This window comes from Myxococcus sp. MISCRS1, from assembly GCF_026626605.1.
Taxonomy (GTDB): Bacteria; Myxococcota; Myxococcia; order Myxococcales; family Myxococcaceae; genus Myxococcus; species Myxococcus fulvus.
The window spans coordinates 9,100,735-9,127,015 of record NZ_JAPNKB010000001.1 but is presented as its reverse complement, the minus strand read 5'-3'; the positions used below and the strand labels follow the sequence as shown (position 1 = coordinate 9,127,015).

The following is a 26,281-nucleotide window of genomic DNA, read 5'->3' as shown; positions in this document are numbered from 1 at the left end:
CCCTTGTGAGCCTCAGTCGAGGCCGCGCTTGCCGTCGGCCCAGTAGGCCTTCACCTTCTGTCCCGCGTGGGGCGCGCCACTGTCGCGCAGCGTGGCGCGCAGGGCCTGGATGGAGCGGGCACGCCCGGTCAGGACGAGCTGCGCGCCAGGGTGGCGTTCCAGCGCCGCGCGCACCCGCGACGCCACCTCCGTCGCGTGCGCGTCCGCCGCCTGCCGCTCCACCACCGCGGCACCGGTGAGCCCCAGCTCCGTGAGCACGGACTCCGACTCGACGCGAGAAGAGACCTCGAACACGTGCTCGACGTCGGCCGTGCGCACTCGCAGGTTGCGCAGCATGTGCGCCACCGCGAAGGACGTCTCGTCGCCGAAGAGCACCACGGGGCCACGCAGGGACTTCAGGTCGATGGAACCTCGTGGCCCGAAGAACTGGCAGCGGTCACCAGGCTTGATGGCGCGTCCCCACGCCGCGCCAGGGCCGTCGCCATGGAGATAGACGAGGAAGCGCGTGGCACCCAACGCCGCGTCCCAGCCCAGCGGGGTGTACGTCCGCATGCCCTCGCCCGGGAGATAGACCTGCACCTTGTCACCAGGGCTCCAGGCCACGTCCCGCAGGCCGTCCCCCACCCACTCCACCCAGCGGAAGTGCGGTGACACCTCGCGGACGCGCTCCACCGTCGCCTCCCGGAAGAACAACCGCCCCAACAATCCGCCGATGATTCCCTGCCCCGAAGCCATGACTCGCTCTCCGCGCACGACGTCTTTCCGAGAGGACATTCTCCCCCTCCGCGCCGTCTCGCGGATGAACAGAGATGACGCCGAGATGAAGAAGTGTGAAGTGTCGAGATGACACGAGCCGACAGAGGATGCCGGAGAGTCCATTCAAGACGAATGCGTGTCCGGCCAACCGCCCCCCTGGAGTCGACTCGCGCCAGAAGCCTTGGCCCATGGGGGCGGGGGCGCTGCGCCGGAGCAGCCCCGTCTGGCCCCCCAACACCCTGGCCTGAGGGAAGGGCCTTGACGATGCGACTCCGCGCCTGCGCGACATCGGCGCCGAATCAGAAAGCACCAGCAGCCCGGTCCCCGAAGAGCGCCAACCTCAGAGAGCCGCGAGGTTGCCATGGGCAGCTGGAGGGCGATGCGTCGTGCGGGAGGCATCCAACGAATGGGGCGTGCTTGTGGAGCGGTGCTTTCACCCGCTCGCCCCTGAGCGGAGCCAATCTCGCGATGTCACAGGAGGCTGCAGCGTCGCCTCCACGGGGCCGCTGCCCTTGGATTGGGCATCTGCATCCCGAGCGCCCCGGAGATAATCGTAGGAGCAGCGATTGTCACCGCCGCAGTCGTGGTGGCAGTCGCCATCCAAGAAGAGCTGGATGCACATCGCAGGGCATCCCATGGGTCCGCGCACCCCGAGACGCAACCGGAGCCCCTCAAGGACTCCTCCGCAGAACGAACGCCCAAATCCGAGCCATCCGGACACGATGCCTTCCCGGTTGTTCCGACTGAGCCATTGGAGTTCGGCCACGTGGTGGCGCCATCGAGCGGAACGCCACTCGGGTCCGGGTTGAGTGGCGTCAGGGGCGTCACACCAGCGCCATGAAGATGGCGGCCTTTGACCGCACGGGCTCACGTACCACGCCCCGCGCATCAGCCGTCGATGCGGGCCCAGTTCGTTCCGTCGAACGCGAGGATGTCCTTCGCACCGGTGCTCCAGAGGACCCCATCTCCCACGCTCAGACGATAGAAGGTCTTCGGGTTCTCCGCGCCGAAGTCCACCGGCTCCAGGGCCTCTCCCTTCAGGACGTAGAGTTCCCCCATCGTGGCCACATAGAGCTGCCCCTGGAACCAGGTGAGGTCCCAGATGTCCGCGAGGGTGCTCTGCGGAATGACCTCCCACGTGTCGTTCCGGCCGCACAGCAACAGTCCCCGGCGCCCGGCCGCGTACACCTTCCCATCCCCCGCGCAGCACAAGGCGGTGAGCACATGCTCGGTGGGGCTCGGGCACCGCTGCCATCGCGCGCCGTCGCACCGCCAGATCTCTCCGTTCCAGCCCGCCGCGTAGAGGTCCTCCTCGGAGAAGCCATCCACCGCCTCGAAACCCACCACCCCGGTGGAACCCGACTCCGGGCGAGCGCCCTCGTCCATCGACACCCAGGCTTCGTCACCGTCACGGCGATAGACCTGTCGGCCCATCCCGACGACATAGACGCGCTGGCCGATGGTCCTCACGCCCTTCAAAGGGCCCCGCTGCGCGACGGCCCCGACCGAGCCGCCGATCTGCTCGTCGTGCCGGTCACCGCTCCCCATCATCCGCACGCCGCCGTTCCAACCCACCGCGCACATCTGCTGCCTCGGCACCTGCGCCACGGCGAGGCCCGCCAGCGGCCAGTCGACCGCCCCACCATCCCGCCACGTCCCCGCATCCCACTCGACGAAGTGGGTCTTGACCACCTCCATCCGCGACAGCTCGTCGCCACTCATGGCGACGTAGGCGAGGTCCTTGTAGCGAACCGTGGAAGAGAGGAACGAGAAGTGATGGGTCCAGTGGCCTGCCACGTGTGTCTCCAACGAGAGAGAGGGAGGACCCACCCTATGTCATCCCGGCCCAGGCCGCGCCTTTCTCTCCACGCCGCCCCCAGCAATTCGTCGGCGGTTCGCCGGCAAAACAAGGCTCAAGCCACTTCCGGGTTGCCCGTGGTGCCCGGGCGCCTGCGGGCCCGCGCTCCCCCCGCACCACTCAAAGACACTCGCCCGGGAACCGGACAAACCTTCCACGAGCGACCCGCAATCAATCCCAGACCACCCCGCAACAAAGACAGTCACGAATTCCAAAACAAGCAACTGGCCTCTCCCGAGCCCTCTGATTACCCTCAGAAAGTCACACCCCACCCACAGGAGTGTCTCTCATGTCTCTGGCTTCTCCCAGCGCGACACCCCAGTTGCGTCGTTACATCGCCGCGTTCAAGGAGCGCGGCAATCACATCAAGTCCAGCAAGTACCTCAACGCGCTGACCTCGGGCGACTTCGCGCGCGAGGACTTCGTGGAGGCACAGGTCCACATGCGCACCGCCGTCGCGAACTTCTCGCGTCCCATGGCCCTGCTCCTGAGCCGGCTGCCGAACGTCTCCGACAGGCTCCCCCTCCTCGAGAACGTGATCGACGAGCACGGCAATGGAAGGCCCGGCGAGGCCCACGACAACGCCTTCTGCCTGCTCCTGGAGCGCCTTGGCGCGCCGCGCGCTCGGGTGGAGAAGTGTCGCCCCTGGCCGGAGATCCTCGCGTTCAACACGTCCCTGGCGGGCACGGCCTGCTTCGAGTCCGTCCACTTCGCCATGGCGGTCTTCGGGATGATTGAAGACCTGTTCGGAACCATCGCCCTCATCACGGGCGAGAGCATCGTCAAGCACGGCTGGCTCGCGCGGGACCAGATGGTCCACTACCCGCTCCATTCCACGCTCGACAACAAGCACGCCGATGACTTCTACCGCTTCCTCGACGACGCCTATGAGTCGGACCCGAAGCTGGCGCGGGACATCGAGCAAGGGCTCGCGCTGGGCGCCCACCTCATCATGAACCTCTTCGACGACCTCTACCGGGCACGACACCGCCGCGCGAACTGACGTGGGCGCACCCCACGCGCGAGAGGAGCACCCCGGCGGTGCTCCTCCTTCGCACGCTCCAGCACTACGCCGCCGCGCGCGCCTGCTCCACCGCGGGCACGAGCACCGTCTTCGCCCACTGCGCCAACGTCGTGGCCGTGGTGGTCTCCGCGCTGCGGGGCTCGGCGGGGTCCATGCGCCCCTCACCCACCGCCTGGTACATCTCCGCCAGCAGCCCCACCAGGAAGTCCGGCAGGCCGTACCCCGCCATCGCCTTGCGGAAGTCGTCGATGGAGATCTGCACGGCGCTCACCGGCTTGCCGGACACCTCCGTGAGGATGCGCGCCACGTCCGCGTACGTCAGGTGCGCGGGGCCATGCACACCGATGATGCGCGAGCCCTTCCAGCCCGCGTCCAGCAGCACGTCCGCCGCCTTGCGCGCGATGTCCGCCACCGCCACCATGGGCAGCGCGCGCGACAGGGAGATGGGAACGAACAGCGAGCCCGCGCTCGCCAGCGTCGGCAGCGACTGCAGCAGGTTCTCCATGAAGTAGCCCGGGCGCAGGATGGTGACGTCCGCGATGGCCGCCTTGAACGCCTCCTCCACCGCCAGGAGCGCGCCCACCGGGCCCGTGCCCCGGCCCGTCTGCGCGCCGATGCTCGACAGCACCACCACCCGCTTCACGCCGTGCTGCTTCGCCTTGCCCGCCGCCAGCCGCGCCGTCGCCTCCGCCCAGTCGAGGAAGTCCGGCCGCGTCGCCGGGGGCGTCAGCCAGAACAGGGCGCTCGCTCCCGTGAGCGCCTTGTCCAGCACCGCCGCGTCATCCGTGGAGCCCTCCACCACCTTCGCGCCGCGCTTCACCAGGTCCTCCACCTTGCGCGCGTCCCGGCTGATGAGCGTGAGCGGCTGGCCCGCGTCGAGCAGCGCGTGCGCGAGGGGACGACCAATGTTTCCGTTCGGGGTGTTGATGACGATGCTCATGGGCGGCTCCAGTGACTTCGAGATGGGCGAAAGATGCGCCCGGCCACACCATGAGGCGACCGCATGTTACTCATGTGCCCATGAGCGCCATGCATACCGCCCGCCGCAAGGCCCGCGCCCCCAGACGGCCCCGCGCCCCCGCGCCGAGCTCGCCCGCGAAGGCCGACCTGGACCTGGCGAACATCAACCTCAACCTCGCGGTGGCGCTCGACGCGCTGCTCACCGAGGGCAACGTCACCCGCGCCGCGGCCCGCGTGGGCATCACCCAGTCCGCCATGAGCCACGCGCTCAGGCAGCTGCGTGAGCTGCTCGGGGACGCGCTCCTCATCCGGGGACGTGGCGGCATGGTGCGCACGCCTCGCGCCGAGCAGCTCGCCGCGCCCCTGCACCGGGGCCTGCTCGAGGTCCAACGCGCCCTGCGCAACGAGTCCGTCTTCGCCCCCCAGGCCTCCTCGCGGCGCTTCATCCTCGCCACGACGGACTACTTCGCCTCCGCCCTGCTCCCGTCCCTGCTGGAGCTGATGGACACCGAGGCCCCCCAGGTGGACCTGGTGGTGCGCCCGCTCGTCATCCCCCAAATCGAAGCCCAGCTGGAGAGCGGCGAGCTGGACCTGGTCGTCGGCGCCTATCCGGAGCCGTCCCCCGTCCTGCGCCAGCAGAAGCTCTTTACGGAGCACTTCGTGTGCGTCGTGCGCCGCGACAACTCCGTGGTGAAGCAACGGTTGGACCTGGAAACATTCCTGCGGCTGCCGCACGTGTTGATGAGCCCGCGCGGCGAAGGTGTCGGCTCGGTGGACATCGCGCTGGAGAAGCTGGGTCGCACGCGACGCATCGGCGTGCGGCTGCCGTACTTCCTCACCGCGGCGCTGGCGGTGACGCGCACCAACCACGTGCTCACCGCCCCTCGCCGGCTCGCCGAGCTGTTCGTCGAGCCAGGCAACCTCCGCATCCTCCCTCCCCCCGTGGAGCTCGCCCCGTTCGACGTCCTCCAGGTCTGGCACGAGCGTTTTGACGACGACCCGGCCCACCGGTGGCTCCGGGGGATGATGCTCCGCGCCGCCGCCGCACCGCGTAGCAACCGCTAACCCTTCGACTCTCCAGGGCTTTTTCTCGGCGAGCAGTCGGGCTGTCGCTCGCCGACAGGGGCACTGAACGCCGATTCACCTGTGGGCGAGCATGCGACGGGCCGACCGGTGTAGGGTGCGACCCTATGACTTCTTCCGAGAAGCTGATTTTCACGCAAACCGTGGAAGCGCTCTTCCTTCGCGCTCTCGAGAACCGGCTCACGCCCGCGTGCCGCGAGCACCTGCGTCGTGCGGGGCTGGACCTCGAGCAGAAGCTGGAGCGGACCTACACGCTGGAGCAATGGAAGGAGTTCCTTCGCATCGCCGCGGGTCACGTCTACGGCGGAGTTCCCGCCGAGGCCGCGTACTACTCGCTGGGCGAGCGCTTCATGGACGCCTACTTCGGGACCTTCTTCGGTCGCGCGCTCTTGGGCGTCGTCCGGCTCGCCGGCCCCCGGAGGATGCTGCTGCGGGCGGGGATGGGCTTTCGCGCCGGCAACAACTTCAGTGTGGTCGAAATCGTCGAGCGCAGCCCCACTTTCCTGGAGCTGCGGATGAACGACGTGCTGGCGGACCTGCCCACGTTCTCCGCGGGGCTGCTGGCCCGGGCGGTGGAGCTGTGTGGTGGCTTCCGCGTGGTGGTGCTGCCAGAGGAGTTCGACGGCACGGCGTCGACGTTCCACATCCGCTGGGCGGAGGTGACGGCGGAGGCGGCCATGCCTCCCCCGGAGGATGGGTCGGCGGGCGCGTCGCGTCCTCGCGCCTGAGGTGCCCCGAGTCCCGCGCGCCCCCCTGTCGCAATCCGCCAGGGTGGCTCGCGGAACGCCATGCTCGCGCGGCTTGCGAGCGGGCGCGTCGGAGGTCCCGGGGGCACGCGCTCCCGAGTGAGGCCTCGCCGCCCTCCCCCGCGTCCCCACGCTGGCATCCGCGCTGCAGTCGCTGAGTCCCGAAGTGGAGGACTCATGGACGGCAATGGCGGTGATGTGGTGGGGAAGCTCGAGCGCGGCGCGCTCTGGGGTTGGGGCCTGGTGATTCTGGTGGCGGCGGTGCTCGCGGGGGCCGGGGTGTGGCACGGCCTGCTGCATGGCGCACCGGACACGCCCGCCGCGCCGCCGCCCGTCGCCCAGGCGCCCAGGTCGTTGGACCGGGGCCCGGACGCGCCGCTGCCTCCCGCGACGGAGCTCGACGCGCTGCTGCGCTCGCGGCTGGCGGGGGCGTCGTCCCAGCGCGAGTTCGGCGTGTGGCTGCGCGAGGCGGACCTGCTGCGCCGCTTCGTCGCGGTGGTGTCGAACATGGCCAGCGGCGAGAGTCCCCGCGCGGTGGTGGGCTTCCTGGCCCCGTCTGGCGACTTCCAGGTGCGCACCCACGAGGGTCGCACGCACATCGCGAAGCGGACGTACGGCCGCCATGACGCGGTGGGCCGGGTGGTGGGCAGCCTGGACTCGACGCTGCTGGTGGACACGTACCGCGAGGTGCGGCGGCTGGCCGAGCGCCTCCACCAGGAGAGCGCGCCGCCGGGCAGCTCCTTCGAGGCCACGCTCCAGCGCGCCTTCGAGCAGGTGCTCGCGGTGCCGGTGCTCGACGGTGACGTGGAGGTCCTGGCCCGGGGCGCGCTGTACGTGTACGCGGACCCGGCGCTGGAGGCGCTCACGCCCGCGCAGAAGCACCTGCTGCGGATGGGCCCGGCGAACCTGCGCCTCATCCAGGGCAAGGTCCGCGAGGTGTCGCAGAAGCTCAACCAGCAGGCCTCGAGGCCCTGAGTCCTCCGTTGCCGCCCGAGCCGGGCACCGACACGACGTCCGGGCCCCCGGAGCAGGGGCGGCCCGGCGGGCAACATCCCCCTCTTCCGCGCGGGATGTTGCTATCTGCCCCCATGCGCCTCTCCCTCCTGCCCGTCCTGTTGCTGTGCACGGCGCTCACCGGCGTCATCGGCGGAGCCGTGTATTTCATCCAGCGGGACAGGCAGGCGCTGGTGGACCAGTTCGCCCGGGAGCGTCAGGCGCAGCTGCGCGAGGCCGCGCGCGGGGTGTCCGAGGCCCTGGAGGACGTGGGTGAGGACCTGCGCTTCACCGCCGAGCTGCTCTCCCAGCCGGGCTCGCCCGAGGAGCACCGCCGGGAGCTGCGCGCGCTGCTGGAGGCCGTGGGCCAGTACAAGGCCATCGTCGTCTTCGGCCCCGAGGGTGACGAGCGCCTGCGACTGCTGGACCGGCGCACCGGCGAGTCCATCGCCCGGCAGTACCCCGCCCAGGCGCTGACCCTCACGGCGAAGAGCGCGCTCGAGGGCCCCGCGGGCCACATCGCGTCCTCGCCGCCGTTGAGCGGAGATGTGTCCGGGTGGCTCAGGGCCTTCGCCACCGCGCTGCCGGAGGACTCGCCGGGGGGTGGCGGCGCGGTGGTGGTGCTGGTGGACGCCGAGCCCCTCTTCGCGCCGCTCAAGCTGCTCACCGCGGAGAGCGACACGAACCTCCTGCTCCTGGGCGCGCACGGCACGCCCACCGCGCTGAGCGCGCCGACGCTGGCGGCCCGCTACCAGCAGCCCGGCACCGACACGCCGGGGCTGGCGCTCCTGGCCTCGCGCCTGCGCGAGGGTGAGGCGGGCTCGCTCGTCATCGACCGCGCCGAGGCGATGGTGCTGGGGCTGGGCGACGCGGAGGTGGTGGCGAGCTTCGCCCCGGTGGGCATGAAGAACGGCGCGCTGTGGCCGCTGGCGTCGCTGTCCTCCACGCGGGGGCTGCGCTCGCACGAGCGGAGCCTGGTGCTGCGGCTGTCGTTCGCGGCCTTCCTGTTCTCGTCGTTCCTCATCGCCTTCGGCGTGTACGTGGTGCTGGCGCGAAGCCGCGCGGTGGCGCTCCAGGAGAGCCTGCGGCACGCCAGCCGCCTGGCCCACCTGCACGACAAGACGCAGAAGATCCTCGACCACATCCCCACGGGCGTGCTGGCGCTGTCCACGTCGGGCCGCATCACCTCCGCCAACCAGGCGCTCAGCTCGCGGATGCCGAAGGACGTGGTGGGCTCCACGCTCGCCGCGGCCTTCCCCCAGGCCCACGCGCCCGTCATCCAGCGGCTGGAGGAGCTGGTCAACGCCGCGGGCCAGGACAACCGCGTGCGCAGCCTGCACGCCGAGCCGCTGCGCCTGTTCGAGTCGGAGGGACAGTACAACGTCCACGCGGTGCCGCTGGAGCCGCACCAGCCCGACGTGCGCACGCTGCTGGTGCTGGAGGACCTGAGCAACCTGCGCGCGCTGGAGGGGCAGCTCTTGCGCGCGGAGAAGCTCGCCACCGTGGGCGTGCTCGCGGCGGGCATCGCGCATGAAATCGGCACCCCGCTGGGCGTCATCCGCGGCCGGGCCGAGTACGTGCAGGACAAGCTGGGCCCGGAGCACCCGCAGTCCCCGGGCGTGGGCGCCATCGTCGAGCAGATCGACCGCGTCAGCCGCACCATCCGCCAGCTGCTGGACTTCTCCCGGCTGCAGCCCGCCGAGTCGCGCGCGGTGACGTTGGGGCCGCTCGTCCGGAGTGTGCAGGAGCTCTTGCGCGTCGAGGCGGAGCGGCGCCACGTGGACCTGCGGCTGGACGTGTCCCAGCCCCTGCCCCCGCTGGCGGCGGACGCGGACCAGCTCCAGCAGGTGCTCGTCAACCTGCTGCTCAACGCGTGCGACGCGTGCGAGCCCGGAGGCCAGGTGCGCCTCACCGCGACGCCGGGCGAGGCGGACACGTCCGGCGCCTGGGGGCGCGTGTGCATCACCATCGAGGACGACGGGTGCGGCATCGCCCCCCGGCACCTGCACCAGGTCTTCGACCCATTCTTCACCACCAAGAAGCGCGGCCTGGGCACGGGCCTGGGACTCACCATGGTGGCGCACATCGTGCGCAACCACGGTGGACGCATCGAGCTGGACAGCGCGCCCGGTCAAGGCACGCGAGTGATGCTGCAGTGGCCCGCCGCGGCCCCCGCGCGAGAGGAGCAACATGTCGGTTAGAGCCCGGGTCCTCGTCGTCGACGACCACGTCGAGATGGGGCAGATGCTGCAGGAGCCGCTGGCGGACGCCGGCTACACGGTGGACGTGGCGTCCGGGGGCGCGGAGGCCATCGCCCAGCTGCGCGCCGCCGTGTACGACGCGGTCATCTGCGACCTGCGCATGAAGGACGTGGACGGCTTCGACGTGCTGGAGGCCGCGCGCAAGCTGGACCCGGACCTGCCCGTGCTGATGATGACGGCCTTCGGCGGCGTGGAGAACGCCGTGGAGGCGATGAAGCGCGGCGCGTGGCACTACTTCGCCAAGCCCTTCCGCCTGGACGAGGTGCGGCTGTACGTGGGCCGGGCGCTGGAGCAGCGGCGCATGCGCGCCGAGCACCGCACGCTCAAGCAGCAGGCGGAGGACCGGGGCCGGCTGGGCGCCATGGTGGGCCGCAGCGGCGCGATGCGGGCCCTGTACGCGCTGGTGGAGCGCGTGGCCTGGTCCAGCGCGCCGGTGCTGGTGCGGGGTGAGAGCGGCAGCGGCAAGGAGCTGGTGGCCAGGGCGCTGCACTTCGAGGGCACCCGCCGCGCGGGCCCCTTCGTCGCCGTCAACTGCACCGCCCTGCCCCACGCCCTGCTGGAGAGCGAGCTGTTCGGACACGTGAAGGGCGCCTTCTCCGGCGCGACGAGCGCGCGGCGGGGGCTCTTCGTGGAGGCGGACGGCGGGACGCTGTTCCTGGATGAAATCGGGGACATGGCGCCGGAGCTCCAGGCGCGGCTGTTGCGCGTGCTGGCGGACGGCGAGGTGCGGGCGGTGGGCGCGGACGGCTCGCGCACGGTGGACGTGCGGGTGGTGGCCGCGACGCACCAGGACCTGGAGGCCCGGGTGAAGGAGGGCCGCTTCCGCGCGGACCTGTTCTACCGGCTCAACGTGGTGACGCTGCGGGCTCCGCCGCTGCGGGAGCGACCCGAGGACATCCCCGCCCTGGCCGAGCACTTCCTGGAGCAGGCCCGGGCGCGAAACCCGCGCTCGCCCGTGGAGCGCTTCGCCCAGGAGTCCCTCGCGGCGCTTTGCTCGCTGCGCTGGCCGGGCAACGTGCGCGAGCTGGAGAACCTGGTGGAGCGGCTGGTGGTGCTGGGGACCCGGGACGTGGTGGACCTGGAGCAGCTGCGGCCGCACCTGGCGGAGGGGGGGCCGGAGCCCCACCCGCTCCTGGAGGCCCAACGCGAGGTCATCCCCTTGCGCAAACTGGAGAGCGAGTACATCTCTTGGGCCGTCGCGCGCTGTGGCGGGAACAAGACACGGGCGGCGGAGCTGCTCGGAATCGACGTCTCCACGATTCACCGGCGCGAGCGTTCGGAGGGCAAATAGCCATGGGCGGCTTGGCGTTTCGCAACACCGGCTGAGCGTCGCCGGGGACGTCCCGGGTGGGGACACCCCGGCACGGCGCATGCTCAGCACGAGGCCATGCGCCCCTTCCTCTCGCTTCTCGTCGTCGTCCTCGGTCTGGTGGGTTGTGCCGCGAAGCAGCCCATCTCCACGGTCTCCACCGACTCCCAGCCCCCCCATGCTCCGGTGGCCACGCGTCCGGAGCCGGAGCGTCCCTCAGCGATGACCCCGAATCCCGACACGGACCTGCACCCCATCCGCCTGGAGCCCGTCTACTTCGAGCTCGACTCGACGACGCTGCGCCCGGAGTTCCGCGACACGCTGACGCAGCTGGCGGACGACCTTCGCCAGCGGCCGCAGGCGAAGGTGAGCATCACCGGGCACACGTGCGAGCTGGGGACCACGGAGTACAACCTGGCGCTCGGTCAGCGTCGGGCCTCGGTGGTGCGCGACTACCTGCGCCGGCTGGGCGTGGAGCCGTCCCGGCTGTCCACCCTGTCCTACGGCGAGGAGCGGCCGCTCTCCGCCTCCGAGCTGGAGAAGAACCGCCGCGCTGAGCTCCAGCTCTCCGGCGGATACCTGAACTGACGCGGGGCGCCCCGTCGTGACGTGGGTGGAAACGACGACGTCCGCCACGGGCAGCGGGTGCCTGGGCGGACGTCCTCGAGCGTCGTGCTGGGTGTTCGCGGGCGGGTCAGTCCAGGCCGCGCAGCAGCTTCGACTGGGCGAAGGCGGCGAGCTGCTGGGTGTTGAACTTGCCCTGCGCGATGTCGCCCACCGCGGTGGCCGCCGAGCGGACCGTGTCGACGGTGTCCGCGAGCTTGCCCACGTTGGAGGCGCCGTTGAACAGGCTGCTGACGCCGGCCAGGGGGCCACCGGCCACCATGGACAGGCCGTTGTCGATGAACTTGTCCGCGAAGGGCTTGGCCAGCTGGCCCAGGCCGAACGGGAGGTTGTCGAGCGCCTTGCCGACGATGTCCTTGAGGGGGCCGGAGATGGCGCCGAGCGCCTTGTCCAGCAGGCCCGAGACGGAGCTGAGCGCCTCGGAGACCTTGCCCACCACATCGCTGAGGCCCTTGGCCAGGCCGCTGAGGCCCTGCGCGAGGCCCCCCAGGCCGCTCAGGCCCTTGGACAGCCCACCGAGCGCCTTGCCCAGGCCGCCCAGCGCGTTGCTGATGCTGTTGGCCGCCTTGCTCGCCGCGTCCGCCGCCTTGCTCGCGGCGTTGCTGGCGCTGTTCGCACCGTTCGTGCCGTTGCTACCACCCGCGCCACTGGAGCCGCCGACAGACATGGGATTTCCTCGGTAGAAATGATTATCCCCATTATCGGAGGAGCACGGAGGAAGTTGCCTCCAAGGTAGGTTCAGAGGCGATCAGGCCCCCGGGGGACGTGCTTGAGGAGGGCCTTGCGGGTCTCCTCGTCGACCTCGACCTGGGACTGGTTCTCGTCGCCGCGGAGGGAGGGCTTGCCCGCACCGGGGGCGGGCTTGGACTCGAAGCCGCTGTAATAGGCCGGCGGGGGGCCCAGGCCGAGCTCGCCCCGGGCGGCGCCCAGGAAGAACTCGCCGACCTCCTCGATGCTGGCGGGCTCGTAGCCGGACTGCTTGAGGATTTCGTCGGGGACGACCTGGAGGACGGGCTCCTTCTCCGGGTGCTGGGCGTAGTCGAGGACGAGCTCGACGTAGGCGGCCAGCTCCATGCCCACGGACTTCGCGATGCGCTGGGTGTCGGGGTCCGCGAGCAGCTCGGCGCGGACGTTCTCCACGGGACGCTTGAGGCGGGGCTTGGACTCGGACATGGAATCACTCCAGGCAACGCGGGTGACTCCCGAGGTTAGACGGACCTCGGAGCAAGCTCCAGCCTGTCTGAAATTCCAGCGATTACGACGTCACGGGACGGGGCATGGCCAGGTGGAGGAGCGGATAGGGCCGGCCCTCGCCGTCGGTGGGGCTGCGGCCCGTCTGGACGAAGCCGCAGTGGAGGTAGAAGCCCACGGCGCGGGGGTTCTGCTCGTTGACGTCGACGGTGAGCGGTCCGCGCGTGGAGACGTGGGCGAGGAGTCGTCGTCCCAGTCCGCCGCCCATGACCTGGGGGTCGACGAACAGCATCTCCACGTGGTGTCCGCTCATGCCGATGAAGGCCACGGGCCGCGTGTCCTCACAGGCGACGTGCACCTCGACGGCGGGGAGATAGACGGGCCCGAGCTTGCGGTGGATGTCCTCGAAGTCCGCGTCGCTCAGGAAGTCGTGCGTCTTGCGGACCGCGCGGCTCCAGATGTCCACGAGCGCGTCGGTGTCGGAGGGCTGGAAGGGGCGGATGGTCATGGCTCGCGGGGGGACGCGACTCGCCCGGCCTCCTGACATTCAGGGCTGGACGTCGTAGACCTTGCGCACCCGCACCCCACCCCGCTCCAGTTCGACCTCCAGGCGCCGCTGGCTCTTGAGCAGCATGTACGTCTCCATGGCCTTCTCCAGCGAGTCGAGCTGCATGCCATTGATGCGCTGGAGGACGTCCCCGTTCTGGAGGCCGAGCTTCTCGTAGAGCGAGCCCTTCCGGATGGAGAGGACCTTGAAGCCTTGCGCCTTCCCGTCCTTGAACGCCGGCACCATCCGCGCGTCCGACAGCGTCGAGCCTCCCGTCCAGCGGTCGAGCTCCAGATACCGCCCCGGGACTTCGTAGGTGTGCTCGCTCACGCGTCGGATGTCCGCGGCTCCGGTCGAGGGCGGACGCGGCATCGGCGAAGCGGCGCCCGAGGGGCCTCCCCGGTCGATGACCTCCCGTCGCCCCTGGACCGTGACGATGACGCGCTCACGCTCGATGGCGACGACCTCCGAGTCCTGGAGCACATCGCCCACGCGCAGGCTGCGCACCCGCCGACTCTCCAGGTCCTCCACCGACGCGAGCGACCAGTGCGCCTCGCGTGACATCAACGTCCCCACCAGCCTCGCGCGCCGTGCGCCAGGCGGCGGGCCTGCATCTCCCCCGGGGACACCGGGCGTCGGCAGGGCCACTCCCAGCAGCCTCGACAGCGTGTCCTCACTCAGCGGTGCGCGTGCCGCCCCTGGAGTAACCCGGATGGGGCGAGCGCTCGACGCCTCCCAGCCAGGAACAGGCGCGCTGAGATGAAACTCGGTGAACACGTGGACGATGCGCGACAGCAGGAACGCGACCGCGAGGATGAATGCGCCATGCAACCACCACGAGTGCCGCTCCAACCAATGTCTCATCGGGCCCGACCTCCTCCCCTCCAGGGGTGAAGCAGGGACTGAGCAAGCACGAGGCCAGGGGCCTCCGCCGCCTGGACTTCAGAGGGACCCGCGCGGAATCACCGCGCGGCCCGGGACCTCTCGCCCGAACAGGCTGTCACGGGAGCGAGGGGTCTCCGAGACAGAGTGTCACGGTGGACGCTTGTATCAACGTCGCGGTATGGGACGGACTCCACCCCGAGCGGAGTCAGGCATGTTCATCATCTACGGAAGCTCGGCGAAGCAGCAGGAACTCGGGGAGCGTCCCGCCCTCTGCCGGGATTGCCAGCGGGAGACGCCCCACCGACTCCAGCGGCACTACAGCGTCGCCCACGTCTTCTGGTTCCCGCTCTTCTCCCTGAGGACGAAGTACGTCCTCGCCTGCTCCCGCTGCAACCTGCACTCGGAGGTGCCGGAGCAGTCCATCGGCCACGTGCCGACGAAGCCCGTGCTGCACCGCCTGGGAGGTCTCTTCCCCCTCGGCGCGATGCTCTTCTGCTGCGTGGGCTTCCCCGTGGTCGGCGCGGTGACCTCCGCCGTCACCGGCACGCAGGACGGCACGGAGGTCCAGGAAGAGCGCCACGGCTTCGACCAGCGCTTCCACGCCCAGGCCGAGGACCTCGCCCTCCAAGAGGCGCTTCAGTCCGCGTTCGAGGATGCGGGCCACACGTCCATGTCCGTCACCGCCGCCTCCGCGGCCGTGAAGGACCAGGGCATCAGGGTCATCACCGCGCGCTCCACCCACCTCAAGAAGGTGAGCAACCCGGACCGCGTGAAGCTCCTCGAGTTGATGCAGCGGACCGCCGACCAGCGCTTCGAGAAGGACGAGGTCTTCGTCGGGCTCCAGGGCAAGCTGCTCTGGGGCGGCTACGCACACCGCCTCCCGGGTGGCGCCTGGCAGCACGTCGTCAAGAGCACCACCACCAGCCCCAAGGCCGCGGCCTTCGAGGCGCTCCTCCAGCTCGAGGCCCAGCAGCCCTCGGAGTCGCCCGACGCGCTCCCGACGCCCGTGGCGGACGACACCGCCCCCTAACGCGCCTGACGCAGCGGCTCGCCAGGAGCCTCGAGTGAGTCCAGGAACGCGAGGATGCGCCGGGCACAGTCCGCCGGGTCCTCCAACGGGAACAGGTGCCCGCCGGGAGCCTCCTCCAGGCGGACACCCGGGATGACCCGCCGGGCCTTGGCGAAGGCCGAGGCGGCCAACGTGCGCGTGCGTGCCCCTCGAACGATGAGCGTGGGCACGGAGATGGAGCGCAGCGACCGCCACATCCCCTTCGGCGTCGTCTCGAAGACGCGGGCCTCCCACTCCCGCGGGATGGTCAGCTGGAAACCACCCTCGGGAGCCTCCGTGAGCCCATACGTCACATAGTCCTGGAAGCACGCCTCGTCGAAGGCCGCGAACAGCGGCTTCTTGCGATAGACGGTGTAGGCCAGCTCACGCGTGGGCCAGTGCGCGCGACGGCGGCGCGCCAGGCTCGCGGGAGGCACACGGCTTCGCTGTCCGAGCAGCGTCAGCACGTCCAACACCAGCTTGCGCATCCCGGAGAACAGCACCGGGTCCAGGGTGACGACGGCGCGGAAGAGGCTCGGGTCCTTCACGGAGGCGAGCAGCGTCGCCACGCCGCCCATGCTGTGCCCCACGCCGACGATGCCCTCCAGCTTCGCGGCGCGGAGCGCGCCGATGAGGTCATCCGCCATGTCGTTCCAGTCCCGCATCGACAGCGGATCCGAGCCGGGGACGAGGCACCGCGAGCGCACCGTCACGACGTGGAAGCGAGGCTTCAGCCGCTCGATGAGCTGGCGATAGGTGCCTGGGGGAAATCCGTTGGCGTGCGCCAGGTGCAGCACGGGGCCGGTGCCGCCCCAGTCATCCAGTTGAAGGGCCTCGCTCATGCCCCTCCCGGATATCCCGAACAGCCCCGGTTGTCTGCCTCGACGACAGCTCCCCAGGGTGTCCACGAGATGCAGGCAGGCGGCGGCCCCTCGCGCGCCCGCCCGAGCATCCGGAGAAACAGGACCAGCGCCCCCTGGCGATGTCCATCTTCCAAGACGGAGGAGCCCCGGGTCCATGGACGAGCTCATCAACGAAGCCTGGCTGCACGGCGTGGTGACGCTGTTGGTGCGACTGGTGGAGGTCGCCGCCGCGCTCGTCATCTTCACCGGCGCCGCCATCGGCTTCGTGCGCTTCATCCTGGCGGCGGTCCAGAAGGAGCGGACCGATTCCTTCACCCGAATCCGCCTCACCCTCGGCCGCTTCCTCGCGCTGGGGCTGGAGTTCCAGCTCGGCGCGGACCTGCTGCGCACGGCCGTCGCGCCCACGTGGGAGCAGATCGGCCAGGTCGCCGCGGTGGCCGCCATCCGGACCGCCCTCAATTACTTCCTCGGCCGGGAGATTCGCGACGAGCAGCGACAGGACGCACTCGCGCGGGCGGCCCGCCCCTCCTCGGATGAGGTGCCCCCGCGAGAGCAGCCTCCCCTGCGGCGCCCCCCGGGAGCGGACCCCACGTCCCATCCGCCCCACTGAGCCGGGCCTCAGGCGCCGGTGAGGGTGAGGACCACGGGCCCCGCCGTGGCGGTGACGCCCTCGTCCGTGAAGCATCCGGTGACCTGCGTCTGGGCCAGGACGAGCACCATGAGCACATCGGCTCCAGCGAACCGCCCGCTCGACACGGTGCCGGAGTACGTCACCACCACCTCGCCGAGCGGCCGGGCGGAGACGAGGATGCTCACGCTGACGGTGCTGGTGGTGCCGTCATTCCACGTGAGCGTCGACATGGACTGCGTCGAACCGGCCAGACAGCTCAGCTGCCCCGTTCCACCGCCCTGGAGCGACGCGGACAGGAGCGTCAGCGGTGTACCGACACAGGGGCCGAACGTCCCGCTCACACTCGTCGCGATGGTTTGCGGAGTGTTGGTCATGCCCGGCGAGTACCGCGCCTGGAGCGTACCGGGACAGGTCAACAGCACCGCCTCGGCGCGCGAAGGCGAGGCCCAGCCCAGCGCGACGACGACCCACAGCAGAGACAGACTTCCCCACGCACCACGACACCACGAACGATATGACATGCTTCCTCCCAGGACAGACGTGTTCCGGCTCCCAACGGAGCCTCAGAGCAGCCCGATGAGGGTGATGACGGCCGGACCCGCCGTGGCGGTGACCCCCTCCTCGGTGAAGCACCCCAGGAGGTCCGTCTGGAGGAGGGTCAGCGTCCCCGTCGCGGTGGCGCCCTGGAAGCGGCCCGAGGTCACCGTGCCCGCATAGACAGACACCACCTGTCCCGTCGGCCGGGTGTTGAGGGTCTGCGTCATGGAGAGCGTGCTCACGGTGCCGTCGTTCCACGTCAACGTCAGGTTCGCCGTCGTCGAGCTGGTCAGACAGCTCGTCGTCCCCTGCGCCACGCCGGAATAGTCCGCGGAGAGGATGCCGAGCGGCAATCCCACACACGGACCGAACGTGCCCGTCCCGGAGATGGTCATGAAGCGCGGGGTGTTCGTCATGCCGGGCGAGTAGTTCACCGCCATGGTGCCCGGGCAGTTGAGGGTGACGGGTTCAGCGCTCGCGGGCCCCGCATACAGGACGAGCGCCGCGAGAAGAGAGGACAACGACATCAGCCGCGCGCGAATGGCAGACATGAGGGAGCTCCCAGCCCGCGACAGGCCTGAGCGCGGGGACTCCACACCTAACCCCAATGTCCATCACAACCCATTGCACCCTCGTCCCAGGGGCCACGCTCGCACCTGGGGACCGGGCGGGCCCGCTCACCGCCACTGCGGATGTGCGAGCACGCGTGCTTCGACCTCGGGCGTCAGGCTTCCACCGTGCGGAGCCCGCGACGAGGAGCGCGTCCACCGCTCCACCCACCGCTGCCCCAGCGGCGCCACCAGCGACTCGCGCCGCGTGGAGGCCACCGTCGTCTCACCCTTCGTCCCCGTGGACGAGCCCGCACCCACGAAGAACCCCGCCAGCAGCAGCGTCACCCGCGTGGGCGTCGCCGCGCTGTACGTGAGCAACAGCGCACCCTCGCCGTCCTCGCGGCAGTGCCGACGCACCCGCGCGAGCACGCCCTCCGTCCACATGTCCGGGTTCGACGCGGGAGAGAACGGATCGAAATACACCAGGTCCGCCACCGGCAGCGCCCCGTCCAGGAACGGCACCGCGTCCCCCAGGTGCAGCCGCCAGCGAAGGCCCTCCTCCTCCCACACCCCGTCCCGCATCAGCGTCTCGACGGCCGCGCGGAACGGCTGCAGGAACGGGAAGCCCGCCGCGTCCGCCAGCGCCAGCCGCAGGGGCGCCAGGTCCACCTCGAAGCTCACCACCTCCAGCGCCCGCCTCCGCGCCGCGCCCAGCTCCCGCGCGCACGTCAGCGCCGCCACCGCGTTCGTCGCCGCGCCCAGCCCCACGTCGTGGATGACCAGCGTGGGCCCCGGCTGGGACAGCCGCTCCGCCAGCCTCGGCTGCTCGACGTAGAGCCCCAGCGCTTCCTTCCACGGGCCCACCGACGGGTGCATCACCTCGCCATGGCCCAGGTGCCGCACCGCGCGCGAGCCGTTGCGCAGCGTGACCAGCTCGAAGTCCCCGTCGCGCGGGTTGGCCTCCTGGCTCACCCGACCTCCTTGAGCGTCACGTCGCGCGCCGCCGCCTCTTCCTTCAGGTCCTTCGGCGTGGCGATGGCGGCCTTCAGCTCCCGCGCCACCTGGTCGTACGTGCCGGAGAGGATGCCCTCGCGGATGCGGCCCATCAGCTTCTGGTAGTGCCGCACGTTGTGCACCGACAGGAAGCGCGAGCCCAGGTGGTGCTTGCCGCGCATCAGGTGCTGCAGGTACCCGCGCGTGTAGCGCTTGCACACGTAGCAATCACACTCGGCGTCCAGCGGCTCGTCCGCCAGCCGGTACACGGTGCGGGTGATGCGCACCAGCCCCTGGAACGTGTACGCGTAGCCCTGCTGCGCCATCTTCGTGGGGATGATGCAGTCGAACATGTCCACGCCGCGCAGCACCGCCTCGATGAGGTCCGTCGGCGTGCCCACGCCCATCAGGTAGCGAGGCTTGTCCGCGGGCAGCGACGCGGTGGTGCGCAACGTCATCGTCTCGCGCTCCGCCTTCGTCTCGCCCACCGCCAGCCCGCCGATGGCGAACCCGTCGAACGGCAGCTGCGTCAGGAAGGCCGCGCTCTCGTCGCGCAGGTGCGGGAACACGCCGCCCTGGACGATGCCGAACAGCGCCTGCCCGGTGTCCACCTGGTTCTTCGCCGCGAGGCTGCGCACCGCCCAGCGGTGGGTGCGCTCCATCGCCTCGCGCGTGCCCGCCTCGTCCGTGCGCGAGTCGATGCACACGTCCAGCACCATCATGATTTCGGAGTTGATGGACTGCTGCATCGCGATGCTGGACTCGGGGCTGAGCAGCTGCCGGCTGTTGTCGTAGAAGCTGCGGAAGTGCGCGCCCTTCTCCGTGATGAGCCGGTCCTCCGGCAGGGAGAAGATCTGGAACCCGCCCGAGTCCGTCAGCACGCCGCCATCCCACTGCATGAAGGGATGGATGCCGCCGAAGCGCTTGAAGACCTCCGTGCCGGGCCGGAGCATCAGGTGGTAGGTGTTGGCCAGGAGGATGCTGGCCCCGGTCTCCTTCACCTCTTCCATGGCCAGGTGCCGGAAGGCGGCGTGGGTGGCCACCGGCATGAACATGGGCGTGCGGAAGCTGCCGCGCCGGGTGTGGAGGATGCCGGCGCGGGCGCCGGTGGGGTCGGTGGTGACGAGCTCGAAACGGACGGCCATGGGCGGGGCCTTATACCCGCCAATCCCGCCCGACAGTCCATCCCTGTCGCCCGTTCCCCCACCTGCCGGCCGGACAGGGCCCCAAGGCCCCGCCATTCCAGGGCATTTTTCGTCACCTGGCAGGCGTTTCCTCAGGTCACCGCGAGACGGTCCGGAGGCGATTCCACGCTTCCTTGGCCGCTGCGCGTCAATTCCGCTACAACGCCGCCGCCATGTTCAACGTCATCAACGTCTCCAAGGCCTACGGGCCCAAGAAGCTGTTCGAGGAGGTCAACGTGACCTTCTCCCCGGGCCGTCGCTACGGCCTGACCGGTCCCAACGGGGCGGGCAAGTCCACGTTCATGAAGATCCTCGCCGGAGACGAGGAAGCGGACATGGGCAACGTCGTGCGCCCGCGCAAGCTGGGCATCCTGCGCCAGGACCACTTCCGCTACGAGGAGAACCGCGTCCTCGACGTCGTCCTCATGGGCAACAAGCCCCTGTGGGACGCCATGTCGGAGAAGAACCAGCTCTTGGCCAAGTCCGACATCACCGAAGAGGACGGCAACCGGCTGGGTGAGCTGGAGGGCGTCATCGCGGAGGAGGATGGCTACTCGGCGGAGAGCGACGCGGCCACGCTGCTGGCGGGCCTGGGCATCGAGGAGTCGTTCCACGAGGGCCAGATGCGCCAGCTGACGGGCGGCCTCAAGCTGCGCGTGCTGCTCGCCCAGGCGCTGTTCGGCAAGCCCGAGGGGCTGCTGCTCGACGAGCCCACGAACAACCTCGACATCGACTCCATCCGCTGGCTGGAGAACTTCCTGCACGAGTACGAGGGCGTGCTCATCACCATCAGCCACGACCGGCACTTCCTCAACTCCATCTGCACGCACATCGCGGACATCGATTACGAGGCCATCATCCAGTACAACGGTGGCTACGACGACATGGTGCGGCAGAAGGCCCAGCTGCGCACCCGCGTGGAGTCCGAGACGGCGGAGAAGAAGAAGAAGATCGCCCAGCTGCAGGACTTCGTCGCGCGCTTCCACGCCGGCACCCGCGCCTCCCAGGTGCAGAGCCGCATCAAGCAGATCGAGAAGCTCAAGACCGATGACCTGAAGCGCTCCAACATCGCGCGCCCGTTCATCCGCTTCGACCAGAAGGTCGTCAGCGGCAAGCAGACGCTCATGGTGGAGGGCATCAGCAAGTCCTTCGACGGCCAGGCCGTCATCCGGCCCTTCAACGCGCTGGTGTGCAAGGGCGAGAAGGTCTGCGTCATCGGCCGCAACGGCGTGGGCAAGTCCACCCTGGTGCGCATGCTCGCCGGCCAGCTGGAGCCGGACACGGGCAAGATCGGCTGGGGCCACCAGGCCTCCGTGGGCTACCTGCCGCAGGACCACCACGGCGTCGTGCGCAAGGGCACCACCTGCTTCGGCTGGCTGCGGGACCTGCACGACAAGCTCACCAACGAGGAGATCTCCGGCGTGCTGGGCCGCATGCTCTTCTCCGGTGAGGAGCGCATGAAGAACACGGACACCCTCTCCGGTGGTGAGACGGTGCGCCTGTTGCTCTCCAAGCTGATGATCATGCAGGACAACGTCCTGGTGCTCGACGAGCCCACCAACCACCTGGACCTGGAGTCCATCTCCGCGCTCGCCGAGGGCCTGCAGAAGTACGAGGGCACCGTCATCGTCGTGACGCACGACCAGGAGCTCATCTCCGAGGTGGCCACGCGCATCTGGTCGCTCCAGGCCGGCCAGGAGGTGCTCGACTTCAACGGCCCCTACTCGGAGTTCCGCGAGAAGCACGCGGACGTCACGGCCCACCGCCGCTGACGCACCGCTTCTTCGAGTCGAAGCGCCGGGGCCCTCACACCCCGGCGCTTGGCCCGCCCCGCGGAGGCTTGATAGAGGCCCGGCCATGGCTGAAGGCCCTTCCCCCGCACCGCAGGCCGCGCTCCTCGCGATGGAGGAGCACCGCACCGCGCTCACCGGACACTGCTACCGGATGCTCGGCTCCATCGCCGAGGCCGAGGACGCCGTCCAGGAGACCTTCGTGCGCGCGCTCGGCCACCTGGAGCACTTCGAGGGGCGCTCCAGCGCGCGCACGTGGCTGTACCGCATCGCCACCCACCGCTGCATCGACGTGCTCCAGGAGCGCGCCCACCGCGTGCGGCCCATGGAGCTGGGGCCGCCGGGCCCGCTGGACGCGCCCCTGGGCGAGCGCCCCGGGGAGGAGTGGCTGGAGCCCGTGCCGGACGCGCTCGTGGTGCCGAGCCACGCCACGCCCTCGGAGCTGGTGATGATGCGCCAGAGCATCCGGCTGGCCTTCGTCGCCGCGCTCCAGCACCTGCCGCCCCGGCAGCGCGCGGCGCTGCTGCTCACGGAGGTGCTGGACTGGTCCGCCGCCGAGGTCGCCGACGCGCTGGAGCTGACGGTGCCCGCCGTCAACAGCGCGCTGCAGCGGGCCCGCGCCACGCTGGCCACCAAGGACGTGAGCACGCCCAGGGAGCCACTGTCAGAGACACAGGCCTCGCTGGTGGACCGGTACGTGGACGCGTTCGAGCGCTACGACATGGCCGCGCTCACCGCCCTGCTCCACCAGGAGGTCAACATGTCCATGCCTCCGCTCGCGCTCTGGGTGCGCGGCCCGGAGCAGGTGGCCCTGTGGATGGAGGGACGGGGCGCGGCGTGCCGGGGCTCGCGGCTGGTGCCTGTGTCCGCCAACGGGGCCCCCGCGTTCGGCCAGTACAAGCCGGGCGGCCCGGACGGGACGCTCACCCCGTGGGCGCTCAACGTGCTCGAAATCGAGGGGGAGCGCATCGTCGGGCTCAACTACTTCCTCGACGCGAAGACGCTCTTCCCGCGCTTCGGGCTGCCCCCCTTCCTGCCGGCGCGCTGAGGGCCCGGGCCTTTTTCTGGGGGGCACCGATGATTCCGGGCCCCCTTGTCCGTCCATGCCAGGGAACCCACCCGAGGTGGAGGCATCCATGGCCATGACCGGCTCGCGCAAGCTCTTCGTCAACCTGCCCGTGAAGGACCTGAAGCGCACGAATGCGTTCTTCACGAAGCTGGGCTTCACGTTCGATGCCCGCTTCTGTGATGACCACGCGACGTGCATGGTGGTCAGCGAAGAGGCCTTCGTGATGCTGCTCACGGAGGCGCGCTTCCAGGACTTCAGCAAGAAGGCCCTGTGCGACACGCGCACGACGGCCGAGGGCATCTTCGCGCTGTCGGCCTCCAGCCGCGAGGACGTGGACCGGATGGTGAGGACGGCGGTGGCGTCCGGCGGCTCGACGGCGGGGGAGCCCCAGGACCACGGCTTCATGTACGGCTGGAGCTTCTTCGACCCGGATGGCCATCACTGGGAGGTCATCCACATGGACCTGAGCGCGCTGCCGCACTGAGGCTCAGCCGGACTGCCCGAGGGAGGGATTGAGCGCGCGGAAGCGGGCCTCCAGCTCCTCGGACATCTGGGCGACGGTGGTGCCCTCCAGGCTCTTCTTCAGCGCGGCCTCCGCGCGGCCGAAGACGCCTTCCAGGTACTCGGCCACGCACGGGCCGATGGTGCAGTCCGGCGCGGGGCCCACGGGGTGACGGCCGAAGAGCTCGCCCTCCTCCACCGACTCGTAGATGTCGCGGAGGGTGATGGCGTCGGGGCTGCGGGCCAGCGTCACGCCGCCCCGCGCGCCGCGCTTCGTCTCGATGAGCCCCGAGCGCGCCAGGTCGCCCAGGAGCCGCCGCACCACGACGGGGTTCGTCTGGATGCTGCGCGCCATGACCTCGGACGTGAGCGGACCCTCCGCCTTCGCCGAGCACTTCGCGAGCATCGCGACGATGTGCGCCGCCATGGTGAATCGGCTGTTCACTCACCCTCCGGGCTGGGATGCAGACACCTCCAGGTTACCTATCGTCCGCCCTGGCGGCGTGCAACCCGGCAAACCCCGGCCCTGGGGCGTCCGCCCGCTTCCGGACGGGCCTCAGCGAGACGTCCTGCGCAGGAAGAAGACGCCCAGGCCCAGGCCGGCGGCCCACTTGGCGGCGGCGGCCAGGGGCGTCTGCCCGAGCTTCGGGGGCGTGTTGGTGACGGGCTGACCCGTGGCGGGGTCCAGTTGGGGGCGGAAGTCGCGCGAGCCAGGCAGGCCCGCGCCGCCCTCCTCCAGCTCCGTCTTGGTGGCCGTCAGGGCCTTGCCCTGCCCCGGCACGCGCTGGCCCGGCGCCTTCCCCTCCGGGGAGCGCTGCTCGAGGATGGCGTTGATCTCGGCGCCCAGCAGCACCACCTGCGAGGACAGCCACATCCACAGGAGGAGCACGATGACGCCGCCGATGGCGCCGTAGTTCACGTCGTACTTGCCGAAGTTGGCCACGTACTTGGAGAAGGCCCAGGACGCGGCCACCCAGATGAGCACGCCCACGACGGAGCCCGGGGTGATGAACCGGAACTTCTGCTTCGCGTTGGGCAGGACGTAATAGAGCACCGCCCACAGGAACATCATCAGCAGGCCCGCCACCGGGAGGCGCAGCCACAGCGCCACGGTGGACACGGGCCCGGGCAGCTTGCTCGCCAGCGCGGGCGTGGCCACCGCCGCCAGCGCCGCGACGATGGCGACCACCGCGGCGATCAGCGTCGTGGAGACAGCGATGAGCCGCAGCTTCCACACCGGCCGCGTCTCCTCGACGCCGTAGGCGGTGTTGAGCGCGTTGATCAACGCGACGATGCCGCCGGACGCCGCCCAGATGGCGCCCACGCCGCCCACCGTGAGCAGGCCCACGGGGTTGCTGCTGGCGAGCGACTCGATGCGCTGGCTCAGGATGGCGGTGACCTCCTTGGGGGCCACCTTGCCCAGCTCCTGGATGAGCACCTGCGCCTGGTTGGGGTCGATGATGACGCCCGCGAGTGACACCAGGAACAGCAGGAACGGGAACAGCGCGAGGATGGCGCGGAACGTCAACGCTCCCGCGACGTCGCCCACGTCATCGCGTTTCCATTCGTCCTTCAGGAGCTTGAAGAACTCCAGCCATCCCATGCCCTTGCCCGGCAAGACCATCGCGCAGTCCTCATCCCATGGAAGTCCCAGGGGATATTGGCCATGCGCGCCCTCGGTGGCGCCCCTGCCCGGAAGGACAGCCTCCTCGCCCGCTCCCCCAGGGAGGACGCCCGCGGGCAGGCATCCAGGGGAGCGCTCGCGAAGGAGGGCGCCTGGCTCAGCCCGCGGAGCGCTGTGCCGCGTCGCCGCTGGAGAGGCGGGCGTGGGCCTGGGCGAGCAGTTCGTAGGAGCGCAGCCGCGCGGTGTGGTCGAAGATCTGCGAGGTGACCATCAGCTCGTCGGGCTGGACCTCCGCGATGAAGGAGCGCAGCCCCTCCTCGACCTGCTGTGGGTTGCCGACGATGGAGCAGGCGAGCATGGACTCCACCTCCGCCAGCTCGTACTCGGTGATGCGCCCGTCCATGCTGTCCACCGGAGGCGGCAGCTGGCCGGGGCGTCCGCGGCGCAGGTTGATGAAGGCCTGCAGGAGTGACGTGAACAGCTTCTGGGCCTCCGGCTCCGTGTCGGCCGCGAAGACGTTGAGGCCGACCATGGCGTAGGGCTTGTCGAGCGCCGCGGAGGGGCGGAAGTTGGCGCGGTACACGCGCAGGGCGGACAAGAGCTGCTGGGGCGCGAAGTGCGAGGCGAACGCGTACGGCAGGCCCATGACGGCGGCGAGCTGAGCGCCGAAGAGGCTGGAGCCGAGGATCCACAAGGGCACCTTGAGCCCCATGCCCGGCACGGCGCGCACGGCCTGTTGGGGTTCGGGGTCCTGGAAGTAGGCCTGGAGTTCGGCGACGTCCTGGGGGAACGCGTCGGAGGTGTCCACGCGGCTGCGGCGCAGGGCGGAGGCGGTGCGTTGGTCGGTGCCGGGGGCGCGGCCCAGGCCCAGGTCGATGCGACCGGGGTACAGGGTTTCGAGCGTGCCGAACTGCTCGGCGATGACGAGGGGCGAGTGATTGGGCAGCATGATGCCGCCGGCGCCCACGCGGATGCTCGAGGTGCCCTGCGCGACATGGCCGATGACGACGGCGGTGGCCGCGCTGGCGATGCCGGTCATGTTGTGGTGCTCGGCCAGCCAGAAGCGCCGGTAGCCCCAGCGCTCCGCGTGCCGGGCCAGGTCCAGCGTGGAGCGCAGGGCGTCCGCCGCGTCGCTGCCCTGGCGGATGGGGGAGAGGTCGAGAACGGAGAAGGGAATCATCGGAGGACCTCAGGGCGCGCACGCGCAACGAGGGACGGGCCCGTCCCTTCCCGGGCGGCGCCATCCCCGGAAA

Annotated in this window: 27 protein-coding genes; 12 read left to right on the top strand and 15 right to left on the bottom strand. The window is 70.3% G+C overall.

What is annotated here, in order from left to right:
- Window positions 1-12: 12 nt before the first annotated feature.
- Together OWM54_RS36760 and OWM54_RS36755 are read right to left on the bottom strand one after the other, a co-directional pair.
- Window positions 13-735, bottom strand: coding sequence for a siderophore-interacting protein (locus OWM54_RS36760; protein ID WP_267700397.1), 723 nt, complete (start codon window positions 733-735; stop codon window positions 13-15).
- A gap of 909 nt (window positions 736-1,644) precedes the next feature.
- Entirely contained in the window at window positions 1,645-2,553 is a 909-nt protein-coding gene (locus OWM54_RS36755) for a hypothetical protein (RefSeq protein ID WP_267700396.1), read from the bottom strand.
- A gap of 350 nt (window positions 2,554-2,903) precedes the next feature.
- Here OWM54_RS36755 and OWM54_RS36750 point away from each other — a divergent pair, with 350 nt between their 5' ends.
- Window positions 2,904-3,617: an iron-containing redox enzyme family protein gene (locus tag OWM54_RS36750; protein WP_267700395.1), complete on the top strand. Its 714-nt coding sequence runs from the start codon at window positions 2,904-2,906 to the stop codon at window positions 3,615-3,617.
- 64 nt (window positions 3,618-3,681) lie between these two features.
- Here the strand turns inward: OWM54_RS36750 and OWM54_RS36745 are convergent, their stop codons facing one another.
- Window positions 3,682-4,578 carry an NmrA family NAD(P)-binding protein gene (locus tag OWM54_RS36745; protein ID WP_267700394.1) on the bottom strand — a complete coding sequence of 299 codons (897 nt, stop codon included), beginning with the start codon at window positions 4,576-4,578 and terminating at the stop codon, window positions 3,682-3,684.
- 80 nt (window positions 4,579-4,658) lie between these two features.
- On the opposite strand from OWM54_RS36745, the gene OWM54_RS36740 reads away from it, so the two are divergent.
- The 6 genes from OWM54_RS36740 (at window position 4,659) to OWM54_RS36715 (ending at window position 11,578) form a co-directional block, all read left to right on the top strand.
- Complete coding sequence (locus tag OWM54_RS36740; RefSeq protein ID WP_267700393.1) at window positions 4,659-5,663, top strand: LysR family transcriptional regulator; 1,005 nt, start codon at window positions 4,659-4,661, stop codon at window positions 5,661-5,663.
- Window positions 5,664-5,788: 125 nt separating this feature from the next.
- Window positions 5,789-6,409 carry a DUF2378 family protein gene (locus tag OWM54_RS36735; protein ID WP_046714688.1) on the top strand — a complete coding sequence of 207 codons (621 nt, stop codon included), beginning with the start codon at window positions 5,789-5,791 and terminating at the stop codon, window positions 6,407-6,409.
- A 195-nt stretch (window positions 6,410-6,604) separates the two neighbouring features.
- Entirely contained in the window at window positions 6,605-7,402 is a 798-nt protein-coding gene (locus tag OWM54_RS36730) for a DUF3014 domain-containing protein (protein WP_267700392.1), read from the top strand.
- Window positions 7,403-7,515: 113 nt separating this feature from the next.
- A complete protein-coding gene (locus tag OWM54_RS36725; RefSeq protein ID WP_223751600.1) occupies window positions 7,516-9,621 on the top strand; it encodes a two-component system sensor histidine kinase NtrB in 2,106 nt (701 codons plus the stop codon).
- On the top strand, window positions 9,611-10,972 hold the full coding sequence (locus OWM54_RS36720) for a sigma-54-dependent transcriptional regulator (RefSeq protein WP_223751599.1): 1,362 nt from the start codon (window positions 9,611-9,613) through the stop codon (window positions 10,970-10,972). The genes OWM54_RS36725 and OWM54_RS36720 overlap by 11 nt, the downstream gene beginning before the upstream one ends.
- 96 nt (window positions 10,973-11,068) lie before the next feature.
- Window positions 11,069-11,578, top strand: coding sequence for an OmpA family protein (locus OWM54_RS36715; RefSeq protein WP_223785363.1), 510 nt, complete (start codon window positions 11,069-11,071; stop codon window positions 11,576-11,578).
- Between the two features lie 106 nt (window positions 11,579-11,684).
- Here the strand turns inward: OWM54_RS36715 and OWM54_RS36710 are convergent, their stop codons facing one another.
- From OWM54_RS36710 to gspC, 4 genes are all read right to left on the bottom strand, one after another.
- On the bottom strand, window positions 11,685-12,281 hold the full coding sequence (locus OWM54_RS36710; RefSeq protein ID WP_267700391.1) for a hypothetical protein: 597 nt from the start codon (window positions 12,279-12,281) through the stop codon (window positions 11,685-11,687).
- 71 nt (window positions 12,282-12,352) lie between these two features.
- Complete coding sequence (locus OWM54_RS36705; protein WP_046714694.1) at window positions 12,353-12,787, bottom strand: hypothetical protein; 435 nt, start codon at window positions 12,785-12,787, stop codon at window positions 12,353-12,355.
- Between the two features lie 82 nt (window positions 12,788-12,869).
- Window positions 12,870-13,313 carry an acetyltransferase gene (locus OWM54_RS36700; RefSeq protein ID WP_223751598.1) on the bottom strand — a complete coding sequence of 148 codons (444 nt, stop codon included), beginning with the start codon at window positions 13,311-13,313 and terminating at the stop codon, window positions 12,870-12,872.
- A gap of 39 nt (window positions 13,314-13,352) precedes the next feature.
- Window positions 13,353-14,216, bottom strand: coding sequence for a type II secretion system protein GspC (gspC, locus tag OWM54_RS36695; RefSeq protein ID WP_267700390.1), 864 nt, complete (start codon window positions 14,214-14,216; stop codon window positions 13,353-13,355).
- Window positions 14,217-14,448: 232 nt separating this feature from the next.
- Here gspC and OWM54_RS36690 point away from each other — a divergent pair, with 232 nt between their 5' ends.
- On the top strand, window positions 14,449-15,267 hold the full coding sequence (locus OWM54_RS36690) for a hypothetical protein (RefSeq protein ID WP_267700389.1): 819 nt from the start codon (window positions 14,449-14,451) through the stop codon (window positions 15,265-15,267).
- On the opposite strand, the gene OWM54_RS36685 is transcribed toward OWM54_RS36690, so the two are convergent.
- Complete coding sequence (locus OWM54_RS36685; RefSeq protein WP_267700388.1) at window positions 15,264-16,127, bottom strand: alpha/beta fold hydrolase; 864 nt, start codon at window positions 16,125-16,127, stop codon at window positions 15,264-15,266. The genes OWM54_RS36690 and OWM54_RS36685 overlap by 4 nt on opposite strands.
- Window positions 16,128-16,302: 175 nt before the next feature.
- Here OWM54_RS36685 and OWM54_RS36680 point away from each other — a divergent pair, with 175 nt between their 5' ends.
- A complete protein-coding gene (locus tag OWM54_RS36680) occupies window positions 16,303-16,758 on the top strand; it encodes a DUF1622 domain-containing protein (protein ID WP_223752177.1) in 456 nt (151 codons plus the stop codon).
- Between the two features lie 8 nt (window positions 16,759-16,766).
- On the opposite strand, the gene OWM54_RS36675 is transcribed toward OWM54_RS36680, so the two are convergent.
- The 4 genes from OWM54_RS36675 to tgt form a co-directional block, all read right to left on the bottom strand.
- Window positions 16,767-17,300: a hypothetical protein gene (locus tag OWM54_RS36675; protein WP_223785368.1), complete on the bottom strand. Its 534-nt coding sequence runs from the start codon at window positions 17,298-17,300 to the stop codon at window positions 16,767-16,769.
- A 42-nt stretch (window positions 17,301-17,342) separates the two neighbouring features.
- The gene (locus OWM54_RS36670) at window positions 17,343-17,867 is read right to left on the bottom strand and encodes a hypothetical protein (protein ID WP_223785369.1); all 525 of its coding nucleotides are present in this window, start codon (window positions 17,865-17,867) and stop codon (window positions 17,343-17,345) included.
- 126 nt (window positions 17,868-17,993) lie between these two features.
- A complete protein-coding gene (locus OWM54_RS36665) occupies window positions 17,994-18,839 on the bottom strand; it encodes an MnmC family methyltransferase (protein ID WP_267700387.1) in 846 nt (281 codons plus the stop codon).
- The gene (gene tgt, locus OWM54_RS36660; RefSeq protein WP_141324588.1) at window positions 18,836-20,005 is read right to left on the bottom strand and encodes a tRNA guanosine(34) transglycosylase Tgt; all 1,170 of its coding nucleotides are present in this window, start codon (window positions 20,003-20,005) and stop codon (window positions 18,836-18,838) included. Before tgt ends, OWM54_RS36665 begins: the two co-directional genes overlap by 4 nt.
- A gap of 212 nt (window positions 20,006-20,217) precedes the next feature.
- Between tgt and OWM54_RS36655 the strand changes: the two genes are divergently transcribed.
- From OWM54_RS36655 to OWM54_RS36645, 3 genes are all read left to right on the top strand, one after another.
- Window positions 20,218-21,816 (top strand): ABC-F family ATP-binding cassette domain-containing protein, encoded by a 1,599-nt coding sequence (locus OWM54_RS36655; RefSeq protein ID WP_223752199.1) that lies wholly within the window; start codon window positions 20,218-20,220, stop codon window positions 21,814-21,816.
- 85 nt (window positions 21,817-21,901) lie between these two features.
- Window positions 21,902-22,882, top strand: coding sequence for a sigma-70 family RNA polymerase sigma factor (locus OWM54_RS36650; RefSeq protein WP_267700386.1), 981 nt, complete (start codon window positions 21,902-21,904; stop codon window positions 22,880-22,882).
- Window positions 22,883-22,970: 88 nt separating this feature from the next.
- Entirely contained in the window at window positions 22,971-23,387 is a 417-nt protein-coding gene (locus OWM54_RS36645; RefSeq protein ID WP_223785372.1) for a VOC family protein, read from the top strand.
- Window positions 23,388-23,390: 3 nt separating this feature from the next.
- Here the strand turns inward: OWM54_RS36645 and OWM54_RS36640 are convergent, their stop codons facing one another.
- The 3 genes from OWM54_RS36640 to OWM54_RS36630 form a co-directional block, all read right to left on the bottom strand.
- A complete protein-coding gene (locus OWM54_RS36640; protein WP_267700385.1) occupies window positions 23,391-23,849 on the bottom strand; it encodes an RrF2 family transcriptional regulator in 459 nt (152 codons plus the stop codon).
- 111 nt (window positions 23,850-23,960) lie between these two features.
- Window positions 23,961-25,028: a YihY/virulence factor BrkB family protein gene (locus tag OWM54_RS36635; RefSeq protein WP_267700384.1), complete on the bottom strand. Its 1,068-nt coding sequence runs from the start codon at window positions 25,026-25,028 to the stop codon at window positions 23,961-23,963.
- A 157-nt stretch (window positions 25,029-25,185) separates the two neighbouring features.
- The gene (locus OWM54_RS36630) at window positions 25,186-26,208 is read right to left on the bottom strand and encodes an LLM class flavin-dependent oxidoreductase (RefSeq protein ID WP_223752184.1); all 1,023 of its coding nucleotides are present in this window, start codon (window positions 26,206-26,208) and stop codon (window positions 25,186-25,188) included.
- Window positions 26,209-26,281 lie beyond the last annotated feature (73 nt).